Raw genomic sequence first — 17,150 nt, forward strand, 5'->3', positions numbered from 1 at the left:
GCGCGCGGTGGCAACGTTGCGATCCTTCACCGCCACCGCCACCGCCGTACCGCCGGCGACGATCGCCAGCCCGGCCGGGAACAGCGTGCAGTATCCGGCAAGGTCAAATTCGCGCTGGTGGGCCAGCATGTCCCAAGCGATGAAAACATGGGCACCGGCAATGTAGGCCATGCCGCCGATGAAGCCGACCACGCGGTTGAGCTCGATCTGGCCGCCAGCACCGCGAAGGGCATTAGTCCAGCTCACGCCGCACCCCCAGCATAAAGCGCCGCCTCATCCGCGCGGCGGCGCTTCAGCCCCTCCATCACCGCACCGTCGTTGTAGATCCACTTGCCGAACTCGGCCGCCGTCCCGGCATAGTCACCGGCGACGTGGCGCCTCGTCAGCGTGGCCTTGCCGATCGCGCCGGTGTTGTAGTGGAACGAGACCAGCGCATCGAACTGCGCCTGCGTGGTGGGCGAACTGCCGATCGCCGCGCGCACTTCCTTTTCGTATCGCACCAGGTCGTTCACGAACCGCGCATCGCACTGCGCCTGAGACCAGACCGTGCCCGGGCCGATATCGCTGCCGGTGGAACCCCACCCGATCGTCCAGGGTTTGCCATCCTTGCTTCCGGGATCGGGATAGGCCTCGAACTGGCCATCGCTGCGCTTGCGCGCGCAGCCCTCCCACTTGTGCATCAGGGCGATGCCGGCCGCGCTAGTGCGCAGTTCGGTCACAACCGGCCGCGCCACCCCGAACGCATCCAGCAGGTTGTCCAGCGCCAGCACATTGCCGGCATCATTGAAAAGGCCCTTCGGCGCCGCACCGCGCACGGCATCGAAGATCGGCTTGCGAACGTCCATCTCAGTTCCCCTGTTGCCGCGCCGCGACCCGCTCGGCCGAGACGATCAGTTGTGCATGTTCCCGCGCTTCGCCGAGGCCCTGCCGCTGGGCGAGCAGCTGGATCACTTTCGCTTCGGCATTGGCGTGCGCCTGCCGGCATTCCGCCACTTCGGTTTCCAGCGTGGTAACGCGGTCGAACAGCCGGGCGACCTCGGCCTTCAGGTTCTCGATCACGAAGCGTGTGTCCTGGTCCAGCGCAGCCTCCCGCGCGTCCGTCCGCCCGGCGATGAATTCCAGCAGCCACTTCACGGCAAAGAACCCGCCGCCGGCACCGAACCCGCCGGCGGCCCATCCGCCAAATGCTTCGAGGATATTCGCCATCAGTATGTGCACCCCAACTTCAAGCGCTCAGAATAAGGAAAACAGGAAATCATCGGCCAATCAGCCGTAGACGAGCCACGGCGCATCGATCGTCACCCGGTCGTAAAGCTTGAGACACCCCGGCTTGTTGGGATGCACGCCGTCCGCCGTGTAGAGACTGGCATCCCGCGTCACACGATCACCACCCACGGACAGAGCAGCCGCGAAATCGATCACCGGGAAAACGCCGAAATAGTTCGCCAGGATATCCGCATTGATGGCGTCGATCTTGGTCTGGAAGGCGCCGCCCGCCGCACCGCGCGGGATCAGCGTGCACAGGATAGGAATGGCCCCTCGCGCCTGCACCAGGCTGATGATCGTGGGCATGTTGCGCGCCATACCGCCTGGGAAGGGTCATTGGTCCCTTCCTGAAGAACGACATAGGCAGGGTTCCAGATGCTGAGATCGGTGGCCAGGCGCGTGAGCAGGTTCGGCGTTTCATCCCCGCCGCGAAGGCCAAGAACAAGGTCGCCCCTGTTGCGATCGGCATCGAGAAGATAGGGCCAGCTAAAGTTCCAGTCGCTGGCAGGGGTGATATCCGATCCCTCGCCGATGCTGTCGGTCAGGATCACCGCCCACGGCTGCGGCCGAACGGGAATGCGATAGTCGAAGGCCGTCACCGTCGGCGTGCCGGCAAGGCAGATAACGCCCGGCGAACCATGGCAGGCGCCCGCGTTTGTGCCATCGCCCTGCGCCTGTGAAATAGAGGCGCTGAACGTCTGGTCCACCGTGTCGCGCAGCGTGATGACGTGGGATATCCCATCCTTGGCGACCTCCAGTTCGTAAACGCGGCCGGGGACCAGCGCAGACGGAAGAGCCACAGACTTCGCCAGCGTCCCGGCATTGCCCGGTCCGGTCCAAAGGTACAGTTCGAGATTGCCGCTCGTGCCGTTTACAAGGGCAACCGTGCCCCTGCTGTTCTCCTGCGGGGAGAAGCAGATGCCAACCTGGTCCGAGGCCGCATTGATCTTGATGCGGGCAGAGATGCGCTTCTTCGACGCCGACGAGGGCGTATTGTACAGGCCGACCTGGCCCCACCCGGCGGACGAGGCGACAAGCCCGTTGCTCCATGACCATCCGGTCAAGCCCCACGCAGTCGAAACAGTAGTGCCAACAAACACCTGCCGCTCGACGAGGAGAGACTTGTCGCTTGGGCGAGCGGCAAGGACCGACTTGGGAGGGTGCCCTACCGTTACCTCCAGTGCAAGCGTGGCAACGTTTTCGATCGTGGGTGCCATGCTCGCGCCAACACCCGTGTCGGCTGTGTTGAGGACGCTGTAGACCCGCCCTCCCGCGTTGTACCTCAGGTTGCTCGAAGAGATCGCCCGGTAGCCCACCAGCCAGTCGTCCGGCAGAATGTAGCCACCAAAGAAGGATGACGGGAATTCGTTCAACCCATCCGCGACCGTGACAGGGAAGATCTTCACATCTTCGATGTTGGAGCCATTGACCTTGTAGACGCGAATTTCCCCGGTGCCGCCGGTCAGAACCCGCAGCCGCACTTTTGACAGCAGCCCGCCTGCCGCCGTGGGCGGGTTCATGTAAGTCCGGGAGACATTCGCATTGGAAGTGTCGGGTGTATCCTGACCGATTGCGCTCAATGCGGAGTAGGTCGCAACCGCCAGCGCGGAAAGACTTGCTTGGTTGGCCGCCACCCCCGCTTCGGCGGAGGACAGCCTGGGCTCTACCGAAGTCGGCGAATAAATGTAATCGAACTGAAGCCCGATGATAAGATTGGCGTCGGTCCCAGCAACGGTCAGAACCGATCCAACCCCCGTATCATCGGCGGCAACAAATCTCGGAAGCGTATTCGTTCCAGCTGAATACCGAGGGCCATTCCCCGAAGAAACCTTGTAGCCGTACCGTGAGCCGGCAGGCAGATAAATGGCTGTAGACAGTGTGAACGGAACGATCCCCCCTGCTGCCGATACAACATTTTCGACGTAGACATTTTCATATCGGCCGTCGGGCCTCAGGCGGTAAAACCGCAACGAGCCAGCGAACGCGCCGGCAATGCTCAGCCGGGCCACCGTGACCAAAGCACCCCGATCCAGAGGCTTTGAAAGGTAGATATTGGCAGCGTTCGAATTCGTGCCCGAGGCAAGCGTGTCCCCGATTGTTGCCGTCACCACGTCGCGAAGGTCGGTGCCGATAGCAGCCTTCAGCGAAGGAAGGGCTGCCGTGGCCGCCGCCGCCGCATCCGCGGCGATCTTGCTTTCCAGCGCATTGCGCCAGCGCCAGCCCGCCGGGCTCACCGAATAACTGTACTGCCCGGCATTCGAAACCGTACCCCCTGCCACAGGGTCGGTGTGCGTACCGGTATCGCTGGAAAGAACTGAGGCAATCTGCCCTGCCGTGCCCACCACGGCCGCCAGCTCGGCATATGTGGCCTTCTGCAGCATGCCGCCCGTGGCCAGCGCCGCGTCGCGCGCTTCCCTGGCGTCGTCCGCGAAGCCGGAGGAATCATCGGCTGCCGTTTCCGCATCGGCCAGCGCCTGCTCTGCGCCGCCCTTCGCGTCCAGCGCCCCATCCTTGGCGGCTTCGGCACCGGCCTTTGCCGCCAGCGCCGTGGCGGCGCTATCGGCTGCCGATGCCGGATCGTTCGTCACGCCGGCAATCTCGCCGCCCACAAGCGCCAGCACCTGCCCGTCAGCCACGGCGCCCACGACCAGGCCGGTTCCGCCGCGCCGCACCTTCAGCGCCCGGCTGATATCGACGTCCTGCTCCTGGTCGATCAGCCGCGCCTTGTCGAGCGCGCGCTCGTGGCTCTGCGCGGGGAAGCGATCGGCGGTGGTGTAATCCGCGTCCTGGTCCCGCGTTGTCTCGCGCCAGGCATGCAGCTTCACGCCTGCGGCCGCCGGCGCCGTAACCGTCAGCGTGCCGCCGGCGTCGGTATCGCCGCCCGCCACGGTGAAGTTCACGCCATATACCAGATCCACCAGCGTACCGTCCGCCAGCTCGCGCTGCGCCAGGATCTCGCCCGGGTCCAGGAACCGGAACGGTAGCGGGAACGCGGTGGAAACGCCGTCCTCGATGTAGTCGACCGAAGGGGTAAGGGCGGCAACCGTCATCTCAATTCGCTCCTGCCACGTTGGAAAGGTCAGGCGCGCGCTCGGGCGAACTGTCGCCCGGCGCCCACCAGTAATCGGTGCCCTGTTCGTCGGCCCACTTTTCAGCACGCCGCCAGCTGCGCCGGTAATCGGGATCGATCTGCTCCTGGATCTGGTCCGCCACGGCCCGGTCGAACGCGGTGCGCAGGTACCAGAGCGTGCCGCCGGGCACTTGCGACTGCGCGAACTTCAGCGCGGCACCGCCATGGTTCTTCGAAGTGGCGATCGCCGCCAGGTTCTGCGCATCGCTCACCAGCGGGCCGGCCAGAGTGCCGGCAAGCCCGCCGCCTGCGCGGTTCTCGGCGCTGGCCAGGAAATCCCCGAAGATGCCGAAGCCGCCGCCTTGCAGCATCGCCTGCCCCCAGAACCCGGGGCTCATCTCCCATTCACCTGTTTTGTCATTGATGAAGGGCTTGTCTGCCGCGTTGCGCGGATCACGCCCCGCCGCGATGTCCTTCAGCCAGATCGCCATCCCGCCCATTGCCGTGGTGCCGATCACAAGTCCGCCGACGTATCCAAGCCGATTGGCCGGGGCGAGCTGCATGGCCCGGGCGCCGTGCTGCAGCAGCAGCGATATCCCGAACGACTTGAACAGGAACGCGCTCTTGACCATTTCACCGTGCCAGGTGCCTCGCGGCGCCACATCGGAAATCAGTGCCCGGGTGGCAACGTCCGGGGTGGGCACGGCGAAATCCGCTTCGCGTGCGGCCATTTCCAGCAGCCGGTCGCCCAGCTGGCGGTCCTCGACATTGGCGGGGAAGATCCAGTCAACGCCGCGATCGCGCTCCACCGGGGTCGCGCGGATCTTGTCCCACTCCGCCGAACCGATGCCGTAACGATCCAGCAGCCGGGCAAATCCTTTGTCCAGCTGGCCGAAGGCCTTGCCGCGCGCATCCGTGATCGCGCCCATCAGCTGCATGCCGTGCGCCCACCGCCCCGCCTGCGTCCAGCGCGCCAGTCCCGAAGCGCGCAGCACACCCTCGGCAAACCGGCGGCTAATTTCGCCGGTCAGTTCCTCACCCAGGTAGCGGCCTTGCGCTGCCGTGCGGTTGCTCCATTCATCCGCGATCAGGCCAAGCCGCACGGCCAGGCGCTGGTCCTCGATCGAACCGGGCTTGAACAGCTTTACATAGTCGCCCAGCATCCTGCGCACCGGCAACCCGTTGTACGCGCGCGTGGTGGCGCCGAAGCCCAGATCGGTCATGGCGGAAAGCATCGCCCCGCCCAGCTTGGTGGCGGTCTGCCAGCTGCGCAGCGCGGAAAAGCCCAGTGCCAGCCTGCGGCTTTCCGGCCGCTGGCTCGATCCCGTGATTTCCGCGTCAGCCGGTCCATCTGGCGTGTCGCCTTGTGGGCCGCGTCCGGCGCCTTGCTGTTCGCTGCAGCATCCTCGGCCGCGGATTTCGATATAACGTCCTTCAGCCAGCCCAGCGTGGAACTGGGATTGGGGCCAAGGATCTCCAGCATGGCGATATCGCGTGCCATGCCGTCGATATGGCCCATCATCGCATCGAACGCCGTCGCCGCGCCGAAGCGCTGCTGGTAATCGGTCCAGTCGTCGGCGGATTTGAACACAAGGAACCGGCTTTCCGCGCGGCGGTTCGCCAGGATCGACGTACCCTGAATTCCGGGATCGCGGTTGCTCCACCCGTCGGAACGGATCCGGTCGAAGGTTTCGCGCAGCGCGCCTTCGAATTCCGCATCGTTCAGCGGCTTTCCGGTTTCCACGTCCAGGATGCGCGCCCGGTCCAGTCGATCGGCGATCGCCGCGCGCCAGCTGTCATAACCGGCCTCGCGCACCAGGCGCGGATCGTGATACTGGGGCAGCCCCCAGTCAATTAGCTTGCCAATATCCCCGCCCGCCGCGTTGAAGCGCTGGCGCAGCATCTCGGCCGTCTGCGTCCAGGCGTCGGCCAGCTCGCGCGCGGAAAGGTTTCCGGTCGATCCCGGCTTGAACAGTTCACGCACCACATCGGCCAGCTCGGCCTTGTTGCGCACCCGCCCCATCAGGTTCGTGGAAAATCGGGACAGCACGCCGTCCATCATCCCATGCGCTCGGCCGCGAACGGCCCGCATGCGGTCATCCACGCTGGAAAATCCCGCCCGGTCACTGGGCGCCAGGAACGCAGGCCCGGCACGCGGATCTATGGTTCCCCCTCCGCCTGCCGGGCCGCCCCCCTGTCCGCCGTTGAACGAAGCGATATCCGCCTCGATCCGCTGGCGAGATGTCACCGCCAGCGCGGCAAGGTGCTTCTTCCGGTTCAGCTGCGCCTTCAGCCCGGCAATCGTCCGCTCGCTTGCAAGCGATGCGGCGGCCATCATCGGCATGTCACGCTGCAAACCGGCCAGGTGCCGGGCATAGAGTCGGTCCGCCTCCTGCGCCTGGCCCTTGGGTATCTTGCCCTCGGCGATCAGCCCGGCAACGCAAACGGAAATGCTCATGCCCCGCCTCCCGGAGGAACGGGCAGCAGGCAGTTTTCGATAATGGAAATGGCGTCCTCGTCCGCTTTTAGTTCGGCCTCGATCTCGGCGATGGACCGTTCACCCTTGCCGTCGCCCAGGTCGAAGGTCAGCTGTTCCGGCGAAATCCGCGCAGCAGCGGCCATCTGCGCATCATGCCAGGCAAGATCCGCCACGCGCCCGATTTCATCGCTGCCCGGTTCATCGAATACCTTGCCCGCCTCGGCATCGGCCACCACGGGCCCGGCAGCACCCCGGGCTTCCAGCTCATCGCGCAGCGACCCGTGCGATAGCGCCTCATCCCGGCTCGGCGGGGCCAGCGTCTCCACCCGTCCGCCCTCGATGCCGGCGCGCTCCATCTGCCGCTGCGCGCGGGGCCGCGTGGTTTCCCAACCGCGCACAGTGCCGTCCCGATCGACCAGCGCGTGAACGGGGCGAAGCTTGCCGCCCTGCGCCAGTTCGCGATCCCACCACCGGCCGAAATCGCCCACACCGTCGCCCATCTGGACGCCCGCGCGCGAAAGCGCTATATCGCGCATGGCTCCGGCGGTGGGGGAGGCCCCCGCTAAATCGCCCGCACGCATGTTCTCCGCTGGTGACGGGGCCGCTTCTCCACCACTCCGCATCCTTGGTTCTTCGCGTTGGAACGCGGTCAGCAGCCAGTTCTGCGCCTTGTCATCCCAGTCAAGCCGGACAACGGCCGTGTGGTCCATGCTTTCCAGCGTTACGCGGCCCTCGCGGCTGCGGTCCACGATCTCCATTTCCTCAAGGCGCGCAGCAGATCGTCCAGAACTTCGGGATGCTTGGCCGCTATCTTCTTCAGCCCCGCGCCGTCATCGCCCCACTTCAGGTCGATCGCGCCCAGCTCGGGATGCCACAGCGCGCCCTGCACTTCGCCCTGCCGGTCGGCCAGCAACCTGTCGCGCGCCTCGATCCAAATCGCCTGGCGGCCGCCGGCAGGATCGGTGCCAAACCGCTCCGCGTCCAGTTCGGCCTGGGCGCGCTGCCATTCCTCGTCACTGCGAAACCGCTCGCGGTCTAGCGCGGGCAGATCGCCCTCCTCAGCCGCGTCAACCAGCGGCCGCTCCGCATCCAGCTCGGCCGGGCGCGCCGGCGCAACCTCGGCATCAAATCCGGGAACATCGATCGCTTCGCCATCCCCGATGGCCGTGCGCCGCCGGAAGTTGGCAACATAGCCGCGCGTCTCTGCCGGAAGGAACGATACCCATTCGTCAGGCACCCCGGCGCGCCGCGCCCGGGCCATGGCGCCGCGCACGCCGGTACCGCGCCGGGCACTGCCGGCGCCGGCGTTGTAGGCGGCGGCTGCTTTCACCGGATCGCCATCGAACTGACGAAGCATTTCGCGGTAATAGGCCTGCCCCAGCGCCTCGTTATAGGCATGGTCGCTCCGATACCGGGTCTCATCCCACGGCAGCCCGGCAAGCCGCGCCGCCTCCGGCGCGTGCCCGGCATGACTTGCGCCGGCCCGATCGCACCGGCGGGAGACGTTCGAAACGATCCGTCGCGCGCGGTGCCACCCTCGATGCCGATGATCGCGCGCCAGGCAGTGCTGAAATCCGCGCGCAGCGGCGCGCCCGCGATCGGGCCTGCCCGCCGCGCCGGCGCAAGCGCCTGCGTGGCCGATCCCTCCGGCCAGCGTGACATGGCGGCAATCGTTTCGTCGATCCGCCGCGCGTGCGCTTCAAGCCCCTCATAAGTCCCCGCGAAGGGATTGGAGCTGTCCACCTCGAAACCGCGATCGATGATATGCAGCGCCGCCGCCTGGTCGGGCGTCAAGGCATAGTCCGGGGTGGAACTGCGCAGTGCCATGGCCGCGCGGACGTCCAGCGGCACCTTGTCCAGCGCCTTGGCCGCAAGCTTCCCGCCGCCGATCTCCAGCCCCTTGAACGCCGCGCCGCCCGCCGCCGCGAAACCAAGGTTCATGGCGACTTCCTCGCCGGTCAGTTCGCGGCCCTGCTTCTTGCGCTCCGCTGCGGTCAGCGGTGTTTCCACACCCTCGATCAGCGCGTTGATCCCGGCTTCCGCCAAGATCCGCCCGGCAACGCTGGTACCGCCAAAGCCGCCCGTCAGCACCATGCCGCCCACGTTGATCGGGTCGGTCAGGCTGCCAACCAGTCCACCGGCCAGCGTGCCTACAAATCCGCCGCGCTGCATGGTGCTGGCATCGCGCGCCTGCCGCGCTGCGAAGCGCGATCGCCATCCTTTTTCGAAAGTCTCCCGGTCGCCCAGTTCCTTGAAGGCATCGGGATCAGCCTTGCGCGCCGCGCCGATATCCCGCCACACGGCATCGTAATTGACCGGCTGCGCGCCATAGGGGTTCACATAGCGCCGCACGTCATAACCGCGCTCCTGAAGCGCGGTCACAACCGGCCCGTAGGCGCCCTGCCTCTCTTCGTCGGTATGGCCCGTCTGATCGTCACGGGCATAGCGGAACCCCGCTGCCGCCGTTTCGAAGAAGCCGGGCTTGGGGCGTGTGTCGGCCTGCCCGGTGTTCGGCAACAGCGCGATATCAAGGTCGGGATCATCAAGAATGCTCATCGCAGGAACACCTTGCGAACCCACGGCTTACCGTCCTTCCCGGTCACCACTCGGGTGCCGACGTAGAACCGGTATTGATCGTTACCGATGGCCTGAGGCCGCGCCTTACGGATATCAATCGGAGAGCCATCTGGATTGACAGGGAGATCTTGCGGATTGGCGCGGATGAACTGGTTGATCGCAGACTCAAATCCGGATTGAGTTATGCCATTCGGCAGCAGGTAGATCTTGTCACCCCACCAGCCCAAACCGCCCTTTTTCGACGCGCCGCTTCCGGTCGCCCCCAAAGCCGCATCAAGCGCCCGCGCCATCATGGCGCTGGTCATTTGCTTCTCGTAGGTTCCGTTGGATGCAAGCGCTTCGGCAGCGATGTTGTTCGCTGCATCAATAACTGCCGCGCGGCGACGGCTCGGCAGGACAGACAAAGCACCAAACGCCCCCTGCCGAACACCATTGATCCGGCCAGTCTCGTCATCGTCGTCGCTGTCAAGAATACGCGGATGGACCTTGCGGGTTTCCCGGCCGTTCACGGCCTGCCTCCAGGTGACCTCCGGAAGGCCCATAAGCACCCCCGCCAAATCATTGTCGGGCAACGCTTGGCGAACAGCCTGCCGAGCAAGGTCTATCGGGAACGCCGACAAATTACCCAGAACCTCGTACAGGCCAGCATCGCTTTCCTGCGCCCGTCGCCCCAGCGACGCAGCTTCAGCTTTGGTCAGCGGCTCCATGCTTCCATAAGATTTCGCGGCAGAGCGCACCCACTTCGCGCGAGCCGCTACCTCATTCGCAGAGAATGAACCCAAATCGGGCGGCCCATTTCCTGCGGCCCCATTCGTCAAAGCCCACTCTGCCGGATCGGAAGCGAAAGCGCTGTCCAATGAGGACTTGTGCTGAAGCTGCTGTTTCAGCTCGACACTCTGCGAACTTGACCGCTTGCCTTCGGGTATTGCCTGCAATTCTGCGATGCGCTGCTGGCGGATCAATGGGGATCGCTGCCCCCACACCTTCATAAAATCGGCCGTTTCACTCAATCCGCGAAGATCAGAGGCTGTCGATGTATCCCCATATGCCTCTGCCTGCGCAGCCAGCCCCGGCAGTTCAGCAGTGTGATCTTCGCCGCGTTCGATCTGGGATTTTACTGTGGCAACCGTTTCACGGAACCGGGTGATTTCTGCGCGCTGCTGTTCGGCCGTGGCAGCTTGTACCCGCCGGATCTCCACCTGCGAACCATTGCGCAGCTGATCGATCTGCTGGGGTGAAAGCAAGGTGTCGAATTGCCCAGCGTCGAGCGATGCCAGCGCCAACGCCGGATTGGTGTCATTCAAATGGTTGACGAAAGCGACCGCGTATTCCTGCTCGCCTTCGCGGCGGATTGCCTGCTTTTCTGCTGGCGTCAGCCGCTGCAGCCCGTCAACGTAGCTATGCCAGTCCTGCAGTTCTTCCTTGAACTCGTCACCGTTTTCGGAGCGACGAACCCGGTTCGCGCCCAGCTGCTTCACCGCCTGGGCATCAAGCCTCGTCTTGGCGATCTGCTGCCCCTCGGCGAAGTCACCTTCAGACCCCACCAGACGGGTACGGAAATCGTCCAGCTGGGCCGCTGCGCGCCGGCGCACACTATCTTCCGTGATGCCGTCCAGCAGCTGCTCGCGCGCGTCGTCGTCGGCCTTTGCAACCCGCTCCACATGATCGGCATAGTCGGCCGCTGTGGGGCTCGCGCGGATCTCGCGAACCGCTTCATCCATGGACTGTTTGTGCAGGGCGAACCGATGCGCGAAATCGCTGCTCTCCTGATCGGCCGTCTGCTGGCGCCGCACCTGGTACGCGCGGATCTCGCGCTGGTGGACGTCCTGCGCCACCTGCCCCACCGTGTCCGCCAGCTCGCCGCCGTAAGTGCGCGCACTGGCCATCGGCAGCGGCGCCGCCGCCGTAGGCATCACCCGCGCCTCGTATCCGGTTTCCTGCGCCATCAATAGATGCCCTGGAAGTTATCGGGCATGGATTGCATCGAAGCCTGCGACTGACCTTGCCCGGCCTGCGCCCAGTCATCGCGCATCCCCGAAACCGAACTGGCGGAACCCAGCAGCCCACTCGCAAGCGAGAACCAGCCTTCGGTCCGCTTCATCTTCGCCTCGTATCGCAGCGATTGCGCCTTGGTGCCCGCGTCGCGGATCACCGTCATGGCATCAAGCGCGGCGTTCACCTGGCTTTCGGTCAGCGCATCCAGCGCCGATCCGGTACCGCCCATGAACCCGTTGGAACTTTGCGCCGCCAGCTGCTGGCCGATCACCTTGCGCGCCTGCTCGCGGATACGCAGGCTCTGAGCGGCGCCGGCGTTTTCTTCCTCCCGCGCCTGCCGCTTCAGCGCCTTCGACTGCTGGCGGCTTGCCACGAAACCGCCGATGCCCTTGGTGACGTTGGCCGCCGCCGATGCAATCTCAGCCATGGTCCGTCCCTCTGCCGCTTGCCGGGCCGAACCATTCGAACAGCATGTGGGTATCGCCATCGGGGCCGTAGCGCTTCAGGACATGCGCCGGCGTGAAGCCCAGCATCACCGCCCACCGGCATTCCGGGGAAATGCGCGCCGGGCGCATCACCCATTCCACCGCCTTGTCGCCCTGGAAGGTGAAGGGAACTTCAGCCGCGCGCGCTATCAGCTCCACCCGTGCAAGCCGCGATCCCTGCAACTCTCCGCGTATGCGCCGGGTCACCGCCAGATGCGCCGCGCCCATTTCCCCCAGGATCGACCAGGCCACGCCGTGCCGGCCTTCATGGTGCTCGCCTATTCCGAACAGCGCGATCAGCCGCCCTTCGCACCGCGCCGCCCAGGCAACGGGCTGGCCGGCCAGGACTTCGGCCGTGTCCCAGTCGATATCGCCGGGCTCCGCGCCCAGCACGCGCGCCTGCGAAGGCTGGCGCTCGATCTCGAACAGGTCACCGGCGCGCAGCCGTTCGAACACGACATCAGGCATCGGCTTCATCCAGTTCCAGCGACATTGCCGCTGCGTTGATCGTTGCAGGCAGCGGATCGGAAGAGATGATCTTGATCCGCCCGTCCCGGGTCATGCTGGAGGAAATCGAACCTTGCGTGTCGCCGGTAAACAGCGGGATGGCGGCGTCCATGCTGTCCGTCGTCGCGCGCTCGATCGGCTCGTCCATCTCGCCTTCCACAAGGTCCGCCACCTTGATGCCCAGCGTTTCCAGCACACGCAGAACCACCTTGCGCACGCGCTGCTTCAGGCCCTGCGAAGGGCCGTTGCGCGTATCCAGATTGGGCCGCAGCGTCACCGCCAGCGCGGTGAACGGCAGCCCCACGGTCAGCGTGTAGGCGCTGGGCGGGACAGAGGTTTCCGGCAGCGTGAAGGAACCGTCAGCGGCCACCACCACGCCCGGCACCACGCCCCCGCCTGCCAGAACGGCAATCTGCTGGCCCGCCAGGTGCACGAACCCGGTGAAGGTCCGCTGGCCGCCGGCGGCCGCAAACTGCGTGCCCCCATCCACGAAGAAGGCAAGCCGCTGATCATCGCCCAGATCGCGCCAGGTGCTCTGCCGCCAGATCTCGCGCTTCACCCCGTCAGCCCGGGTGCGCTCGATCAGCAGCCACAATTCGTCGGTCTTGCCATCCTCGCCAACGATCACTTGCCCGCTCAGCGCCTTGGCGCCGCCGCCCAGCACGATCCGGGCAAAGCCCTTCACTTCCAGCAAGGTCTTGGGATGGACGATCACCTGGCCGTCGCCGCGCCCGGCAAACATCGTGCCGTAAGGCACGCGCTGATAGGCCAGCCAGGAAACCCCCGACTTGGTGATGTGGCGCGCCGCTGCCGTCAGATCCTGCGGCACATAGCGATCCTGCCCGATGTCGAAACCCACGGCACGGATGCGGCGGCCGCCACGCTCCACCGAAATTATCTGCGTGCCGATCTGCAGCGGCCACACCGGCTCGCTGCCGTAATAGCTCTGCGGCTTCAGGCTCACGTTGTCGCCGGCAACCGCCTGGGCGGAATTGATCGCGCCCACCACGGCCTCGCGGTCGGCAGTGCCGATGTACAGCTTGCTGTCCGGCGCGAACCACAGCGGCGGATTGTCAAGCGACATGGTACGGCGGAACGCAAGGTCGGCCGCCAGCACGCCCGAACCGGTATAGCTCTGGAAGTTCACGCGGCCGCCGCCATAATCGCCCACCACGCTGGCCGCGAATTCGAACAGGCGCTGATGCACCTGGCGCCCTTCCCAGTTCGTCACCAGCGATGGCCATCCTTCCACATCGGAAAACAGCGCGTGGGACCAGCGATACGTCCCCACGGTCATCACCTGGTCGGGAAGACGGCGCACCACGGTTGCCGTGCAGCTCAGCCCGCCGGCGGCAACAGCGGTGATGCGCACCTGGCCGAACCGATCGTGCAGGTACCGCCATCGAACGCCGTATGGGCCCTTGTCGTTGATGTCCTCCTTGCCAAGGCCATCCCATTCGGAACCTTCGGTATGGATCGGCGGATTGGTACCCGTCTTGCGGCCGCTACCGTTATTGTCGCACTGGTACACCTTGCCGTCGGACCGCACCTGGTCGCCTACGGCCACGTCCTTCATCCCCGCCTCCCACGCGGTGACGCTGGAATAATCCTTGGCCTCGATCTGGAAAAGCGCGCCCACATGCCCGGCCTGGAAGATCGCGGCGTGGCGGTGATCGTGGTGGAAAAGCCCACGGCAACCGCGCTCGCCGTCACCGTGATCGCCTCGTCCGTGTTCATGTCCTTGAACGGGCCGCCCAGAAATTGCTGCTCCGCCCAGGTGAACGTCACGGCGCTGGTGCGAAGGAGCGATGCCGGGCGGTAGCTGCCATGATCGATGTAAAGGCGATCATAGCTCTGCTGCGTCGAAAGGCGCGGCGCGGCCGCCGCCGCATAAGGCGTTGCCACCTCGTAGGCCACGCCGGGCGCCGTCTCGATCCGGCCGCCGTTGGTATAGAACCGCGCCTTCAGCTCGCCCCACTCAATCAGGTATTCCTGCGTGATCGAAAAGCGGAACGCCCCCAGCCAGGTGGAGGACGGATCGGCATCGCAGATGTATTCGAACCCGGGCCGCTTCACGATCGGCCCCTCGTTCGTCGGCACGAAGTTCTCGCAAGTGGTCAACCCGTAGGCATAGTGGTCCGTCTCGACCCGCCCATGCATCATCGGGTCTATCTCACCGGCCAGGAACGCCGTGATAAGCTTGCGCAGCCCCGCCATCAGGAGATTTCCCAACCAGGCAAACCGGCCGTGGGGAAGCCGCCGGTAATGCGCGCTTCTACCCAGGCGCTTTCCTCAACCTCGATCGGCGGGTTTTCCAGCGCGTCTGTCTGCTGGGCGTCGGCCACGGCTTCCCGGTAGCGCTGCATGGTCAGCGCCTTGTCGAACGCCGATCCGGCAATGCGATTGCCGCAGGTCAGCGCCAGGTTGCCGGCAAACTGGATAGCGGCCAGCGGATCCCATTCGGCAATTTCCGCGATGTCCATCAGGCAACGCACGTAAAGCGGACCAGGGCGGGCCGTCAGCACGCTGCGCCCTTCCAGCTGGTAATCGCTCGCGGTGTACTTGCCAGAAGCATCGAACACTTCGATCAAGCGGATCGCCTGCGCCGGCAGGCGGAACGAATGGGTAAATGGCGGCGAAACCGTGATCGCTTCGGCCGGCAGCGCTGCGCGGCGCGTCGCCCAGTTCCAGGAATAGCGGCGGATCAGGCCTTCCCGCAGGATATCCCATACCGCCTTCAGAGACCGCGCGGCGTCCTTTTCATCGTCGATCGAAAGCAGCCGCGTCTCTGTCCCGATGAACATCAGCGCCAGATTGGCAACAGAGGTCTGGGAAGCCATCGCGGCGCGGCCCGGTGCGGCTTAGTTGACCGGCCACCTGGCGGCGAACACAGCCGCCTTGATGTTGTCGATCGCGATCAGGGCCTCGCCCTTGGTGATCTTGTCGGCATCGATGTTCAGGCTGATGACATCGCGCGCTGCCTCGGCCGCACCGGCCGTGATCGCGATATCGCCGGAACGGGGCTTGCCGCGCGTGAAAGTGAACTTCGCCGTGAAAGCCATTGTCTCGCTCCCGATGGAGGGCCGAAAGAGGGATGCAGGGGCGCCGCCCGATGTCGCCGCGAATGGCGCCCCTGCGGCGACCGGTCAGGAAGGACCGGCCGCCAAAGCGTCAGAGCCCGATCAGTTCGAGCTCGAAGCTGAGATTGACCGCGCCGGCCACACCGGCGACGGCGAACGTCGCGTAGATATCTTCCTCGGCCACCGGCTGATCGGCCGCGAGCGTGCTCGCCAGCGGGCCCAACATGGTGGGCACGTTGGTGGCGGTAAGCGTGGCGGCGTTGACGTACTTAGCCGGAGCCGCAAGCGTGCCGATCGACACGGTTGCAGTGGCCAGGCTGGTATCGGTATTGCCGCGAACACCCACGATCTTGTCGCCGGCCTTCTTGGTGCCGAGGTACAGCTTGTCGGCGGCGGCCAGAGCCTGGCCTGACGGTTTCGTCGCCAAGATCTCGGAACGTTTGGCGTTGACCTCGCGGCCGTCCGCCTTCTTGACCGGAAATACCGTGCTGTCCGCGACGCCGATCTGCTGCTTTGCATAGTAAGTTGCCATTTACTGCTACTCCATCGAGCCAAAGAGCGACGGCAGAGCCCGGGGGCCCGCCGCCCCGGCGTCAGCCCTTGAGGTTGCGGATGATGCCGGACATGCCGGGCTGCGTGCGGGAAGCCGCGCAAGTCGTGCCGGCGAGGTATCCGGGCATGAACCGCTTTTCCGGGATCTTGCCCACCTCAGTGCGCAGCGCCTGCCAGAAGTTCAGCACGACACCGGGCTTCACCCAGAACGGGTTGAGCCGGTAGCTATTGGCGTCGGTCGCCAGAGCCGGGATCGTGTTGAGCAGCGGGTTGTCCAGCTCCAGATGGATGAACTTCCACCCCAGCAGGCCCATGATCTTGCCGTCCTGGAACGTGCCGCCATAGGCGCCCTTGAAATCGGAACTGGTCGCCGGGATTTCGGTCAGCAGCGCGTCATTGTCGTCGGCGGTCAGCACCATGAAGCGCTCGGCTTCATCCGGAACATAGGCCTGCGTCAGCATCTTGTTCGCGCCGCGCAGCTTCGCCGTGTTCATCTTGGCGGCCACGGCTGCGCCCACGTCCACGGCGATGATGTTGCCGGCAGGAAACGCCGTGGTGACCGTGCCGGTCTTGCCGGAAATGATCGGGCCGTAGAAGCCTTCGAGAATGCGCTGCGTCTTGGCACGATTGATGACGCCGCGACCGGACATCACCGCCGAACCCTGCAGGTCGATCGCCGTAGCCAGCTTGTCCGAATTCTCGATGATCTCGGCATCGTAAAGCTCGTTCGGCTTCGGGATCCACACGCCATCGAACTGCGTATTGTTCCACTTGGTGTTGCCGCCGCGCTCATCGTCTTCCTGGGGAGACTTGTTGCCGACGATATCCTTGATCTTGATCTTCTCAGCGCTGGCATCGCTCTGCACGGTTACAGCGGCTTCGAGGGGGGAGGCCTGCAGCTGCAGGGCCATTTCCAGATTGTTCTGGTACTTGAGCTGTGCGGTATTCTCGACAGACATGGCCTGGCGCCCTTCTATCAAACAAAACGGATGGGTTTGCTTGCGAAGGGCTAAGGGGCGAAACCGCCCGGCCACTCTACCGTAACAACGCCACGGATCGGCGGTGCATCCACACAGGGCCCGGGGCGTATCGAGGCTAGGCCGGGGCTACCAGGCGTCCGGGAGGACAGGCGATGAAGC

Annotated in this window: 19 protein-coding genes; all 19 read right to left on the bottom strand. The window is 65.2% G+C overall.

From position 1 onward, the window contains the following. A partial coding sequence (locus ADT71_RS06580) for a hypothetical protein (protein WP_054435870.1) occupies positions 1 to 246 on the bottom strand: 246 nt, incomplete at its 3' end. Beyond that, positions 243 to 845: a lysozyme gene (locus ADT71_RS06585; RefSeq protein WP_054435871.1), complete on the bottom strand. Its 603-nt coding sequence runs from the start codon at positions 843 to 845 to the stop codon at positions 243 to 245. The genes ADT71_RS06585 and ADT71_RS06580, both read right to left, overlap by 4 nt. A 1-nt stretch (position 846) precedes the next feature. Further along, on the bottom strand, positions 847 to 1,206 hold the full coding sequence (locus ADT71_RS06590) for a hypothetical protein (protein WP_132468726.1): 360 nt from the start codon (positions 1,204 to 1,206) through the stop codon (positions 847 to 849). 60 nt (positions 1,207 to 1,266) lie between these two features. Further along, positions 1,267 to 1,572 carry a hypothetical protein gene (locus tag ADT71_RS06595; protein ID WP_156336499.1) on the bottom strand — a complete coding sequence of 102 codons (306 nt, stop codon included), beginning with the start codon at positions 1,570 to 1,572 and terminating at the stop codon, positions 1,267 to 1,269. Then, positions 1,512 to 4,316: a hypothetical protein gene (locus tag ADT71_RS06600; protein WP_054435874.1), complete on the bottom strand. Its 2,805-nt coding sequence runs from the start codon at positions 4,314 to 4,316 to the stop codon at positions 1,512 to 1,514. The genes ADT71_RS06595 and ADT71_RS06600 overlap by 61 nt, the downstream gene beginning before the upstream one ends. Before the next feature lies 1 nt (position 4,317). Next, a complete protein-coding gene (locus ADT71_RS06605; protein WP_054435875.1) occupies positions 4,318 to 5,559 on the bottom strand; it encodes a hypothetical protein in 1,242 nt (413 codons plus the stop codon). Then, positions 5,556 to 6,794, bottom strand: a complete 1,239-nt coding sequence (locus ADT71_RS06610; RefSeq protein WP_054435876.1) for a hypothetical protein — start codon at positions 6,792 to 6,794, stop codon at positions 5,556 to 5,558. The genes ADT71_RS06605 and ADT71_RS06610 overlap by 4 nt, the downstream gene beginning before the upstream one ends. Next, a complete protein-coding gene (locus tag ADT71_RS06615; protein WP_156336501.1) occupies positions 6,791 to 7,564 on the bottom strand; it encodes a hypothetical protein in 774 nt (257 codons plus the stop codon). Before ADT71_RS06615 ends, ADT71_RS06610 begins: the two co-directional genes overlap by 4 nt. Further along, a complete protein-coding gene (locus tag ADT71_RS31945; protein ID WP_369818191.1) occupies positions 7,537 to 8,247 on the bottom strand; it encodes a transglycosylase SLT domain-containing protein in 711 nt (236 codons plus the stop codon). The genes ADT71_RS06615 and ADT71_RS31945 overlap by 28 nt, the downstream gene beginning before the upstream one ends. Then, positions 8,142 to 9,371, bottom strand: coding sequence for a hypothetical protein (locus ADT71_RS31950; protein WP_054435879.1), 1,230 nt, complete (start codon positions 9,369 to 9,371; stop codon positions 8,142 to 8,144). The genes ADT71_RS31945 and ADT71_RS31950 overlap by 106 nt, the downstream gene beginning before the upstream one ends. After that, complete coding sequence (locus ADT71_RS06630; RefSeq protein WP_054435880.1) at positions 9,368 to 11,338, bottom strand: hypothetical protein; 1,971 nt, start codon at positions 11,336 to 11,338, stop codon at positions 9,368 to 9,370. The genes ADT71_RS31950 and ADT71_RS06630 overlap by 4 nt, the downstream gene beginning before the upstream one ends. Then, positions 11,338 to 11,814 carry a hypothetical protein gene (locus tag ADT71_RS06635; protein WP_054435881.1) on the bottom strand — a complete coding sequence of 159 codons (477 nt, stop codon included), beginning with the start codon at positions 11,812 to 11,814 and terminating at the stop codon, positions 11,338 to 11,340. The genes ADT71_RS06630 and ADT71_RS06635 overlap by 1 nt, the downstream gene beginning before the upstream one ends. Further along, entirely contained in the window at positions 11,807 to 12,340 is a 534-nt protein-coding gene (locus tag ADT71_RS06640; RefSeq protein ID WP_132468723.1) for a hypothetical protein, read from the bottom strand. Before ADT71_RS06640 ends, ADT71_RS06635 begins: the two co-directional genes overlap by 8 nt. Continuing rightward, the gene (locus tag ADT71_RS06645) at positions 12,333 to 14,018 is read right to left on the bottom strand and encodes a hypothetical protein (RefSeq protein WP_054435883.1); all 1,686 of its coding nucleotides are present in this window, start codon (positions 14,016 to 14,018) and stop codon (positions 12,333 to 12,335) included. Before ADT71_RS06645 ends, ADT71_RS06640 begins: the two co-directional genes overlap by 8 nt. Beyond that, positions 13,952 to 14,596 (bottom strand): hypothetical protein, encoded by a 645-nt coding sequence (locus ADT71_RS06650; protein ID WP_054435884.1) that lies wholly within the window; start codon positions 14,594 to 14,596, stop codon positions 13,952 to 13,954. Before ADT71_RS06650 ends, ADT71_RS06645 begins: the two co-directional genes overlap by 67 nt. After that, positions 14,596 to 15,219, bottom strand: a complete 624-nt coding sequence (locus tag ADT71_RS06655) for a hypothetical protein (protein ID WP_132468721.1) — start codon at positions 15,217 to 15,219, stop codon at positions 14,596 to 14,598. Before ADT71_RS06655 ends, ADT71_RS06650 begins: the two co-directional genes overlap by 1 nt. Before the next feature lie 21 nt (positions 15,220 to 15,240). Next, positions 15,241 to 15,441 (bottom strand): hypothetical protein, encoded by a 201-nt coding sequence (locus ADT71_RS06660; protein ID WP_054435886.1) that lies wholly within the window; start codon positions 15,439 to 15,441, stop codon positions 15,241 to 15,243. 109 nt (positions 15,442 to 15,550) lie between these two features. After that, positions 15,551 to 15,991 (bottom strand): hypothetical protein, encoded by a 441-nt coding sequence (locus ADT71_RS06665; RefSeq protein ID WP_054435887.1) that lies wholly within the window; start codon positions 15,989 to 15,991, stop codon positions 15,551 to 15,553. Positions 15,992 to 16,052: 61 nt separating this feature from the next. Then, positions 16,053 to 16,970 (bottom strand): phage capsid protein, encoded by a 918-nt coding sequence (locus tag ADT71_RS06670; RefSeq protein WP_054435888.1) that lies wholly within the window; start codon positions 16,968 to 16,970, stop codon positions 16,053 to 16,055. Positions 16,971 to 17,150: the final 180 nt, after the last annotated feature.

This window comes from Novosphingobium sp. ST904, from assembly GCF_001298105.1.
Classification (GTDB): domain Bacteria; phylum Pseudomonadota; class Alphaproteobacteria; order Sphingomonadales; family Sphingomonadaceae; genus Novosphingobium.

Excerpts from the sequence above, each read along its gene's own strand:
- ADT71_RS06585 (WP_054435871.1), bottom strand. The coding sequence starts at position 845 with ATGGACGTTCGCAAGCCGATCTTCGATGCCGTGCGCGGTGCGGCGCCG.
- ADT71_RS06590 (WP_132468726.1), bottom strand. The coding sequence starts at position 1,206 with ATGGCGAATATCCTCGAAGCATTTGGCGGATGGGCCGCCGGCGGGTTC.
- ADT71_RS06595 (WP_156336499.1), bottom strand. The coding sequence starts at position 1,572 with ATGCCCACGATCATCAGCCTGGTGCAGGCGCGAGGGGCCATTCCTATC.
- ADT71_RS06600 (WP_054435874.1), bottom strand. The coding sequence starts at position 4,316 with ATGACGGTTGCCGCCCTTACCCCTTCGGTCGACTACATCGAGGACGGC.
- ADT71_RS06605 (WP_054435875.1), bottom strand. The coding sequence starts at position 5,559 with ATGACCGATCTGGGCTTCGGCGCCACCACGCGCGCGTACAACGGGTTG.
- ADT71_RS06610 (WP_054435876.1), bottom strand. The coding sequence starts at position 6,794 with ATGAGCATTTCCGTTTGCGTTGCCGGGCTGATCGCCGAGGGCAAGATA.
- ADT71_RS31950 (WP_054435879.1), bottom strand. The coding sequence starts at position 9,371 with ATGAGCATTCTTGATGATCCCGACCTTGATATCGCGCTGTTGCCGAAC.
- ADT71_RS06630 (WP_054435880.1), bottom strand. The coding sequence starts at position 11,338 with ATGGCGCAGGAAACCGGATACGAGGCGCGGGTGATGCCTACGGCGGCG.
- ADT71_RS06635 (WP_054435881.1), bottom strand. The coding sequence starts at position 11,814 with ATGGCTGAGATTGCATCGGCGGCGGCCAACGTCACCAAGGGCATCGGC.
- ADT71_RS06640 (WP_132468723.1), bottom strand. The coding sequence starts at position 12,340 with ATGCCTGATGTCGTGTTCGAACGGCTGCGCGCCGGTGACCTGTTCGAG.
- ADT71_RS06650 (WP_054435884.1), bottom strand. The coding sequence starts at position 14,596 with ATGGCGGGGCTGCGCAAGCTTATCACGGCGTTCCTGGCCGGTGAGATA.
- ADT71_RS06655 (WP_132468721.1), bottom strand. The coding sequence starts at position 15,219 with ATGGCTTCCCAGACCTCTGTTGCCAATCTGGCGCTGATGTTCATCGGG.
- ADT71_RS06660 (WP_054435886.1), bottom strand. The coding sequence starts at position 15,441 with ATGGCTTTCACGGCGAAGTTCACTTTCACGCGCGGCAAGCCCCGTTCC.
- ADT71_RS06665 (WP_054435887.1), bottom strand. The coding sequence starts at position 15,991 with ATGGCAACTTACTATGCAAAGCAGCAGATCGGCGTCGCGGACAGCACG.
- ADT71_RS06670 (WP_054435888.1), bottom strand. The coding sequence starts at position 16,970 with ATGTCTGTCGAGAATACCGCACAGCTCAAGTACCAGAACAATCTGGAA.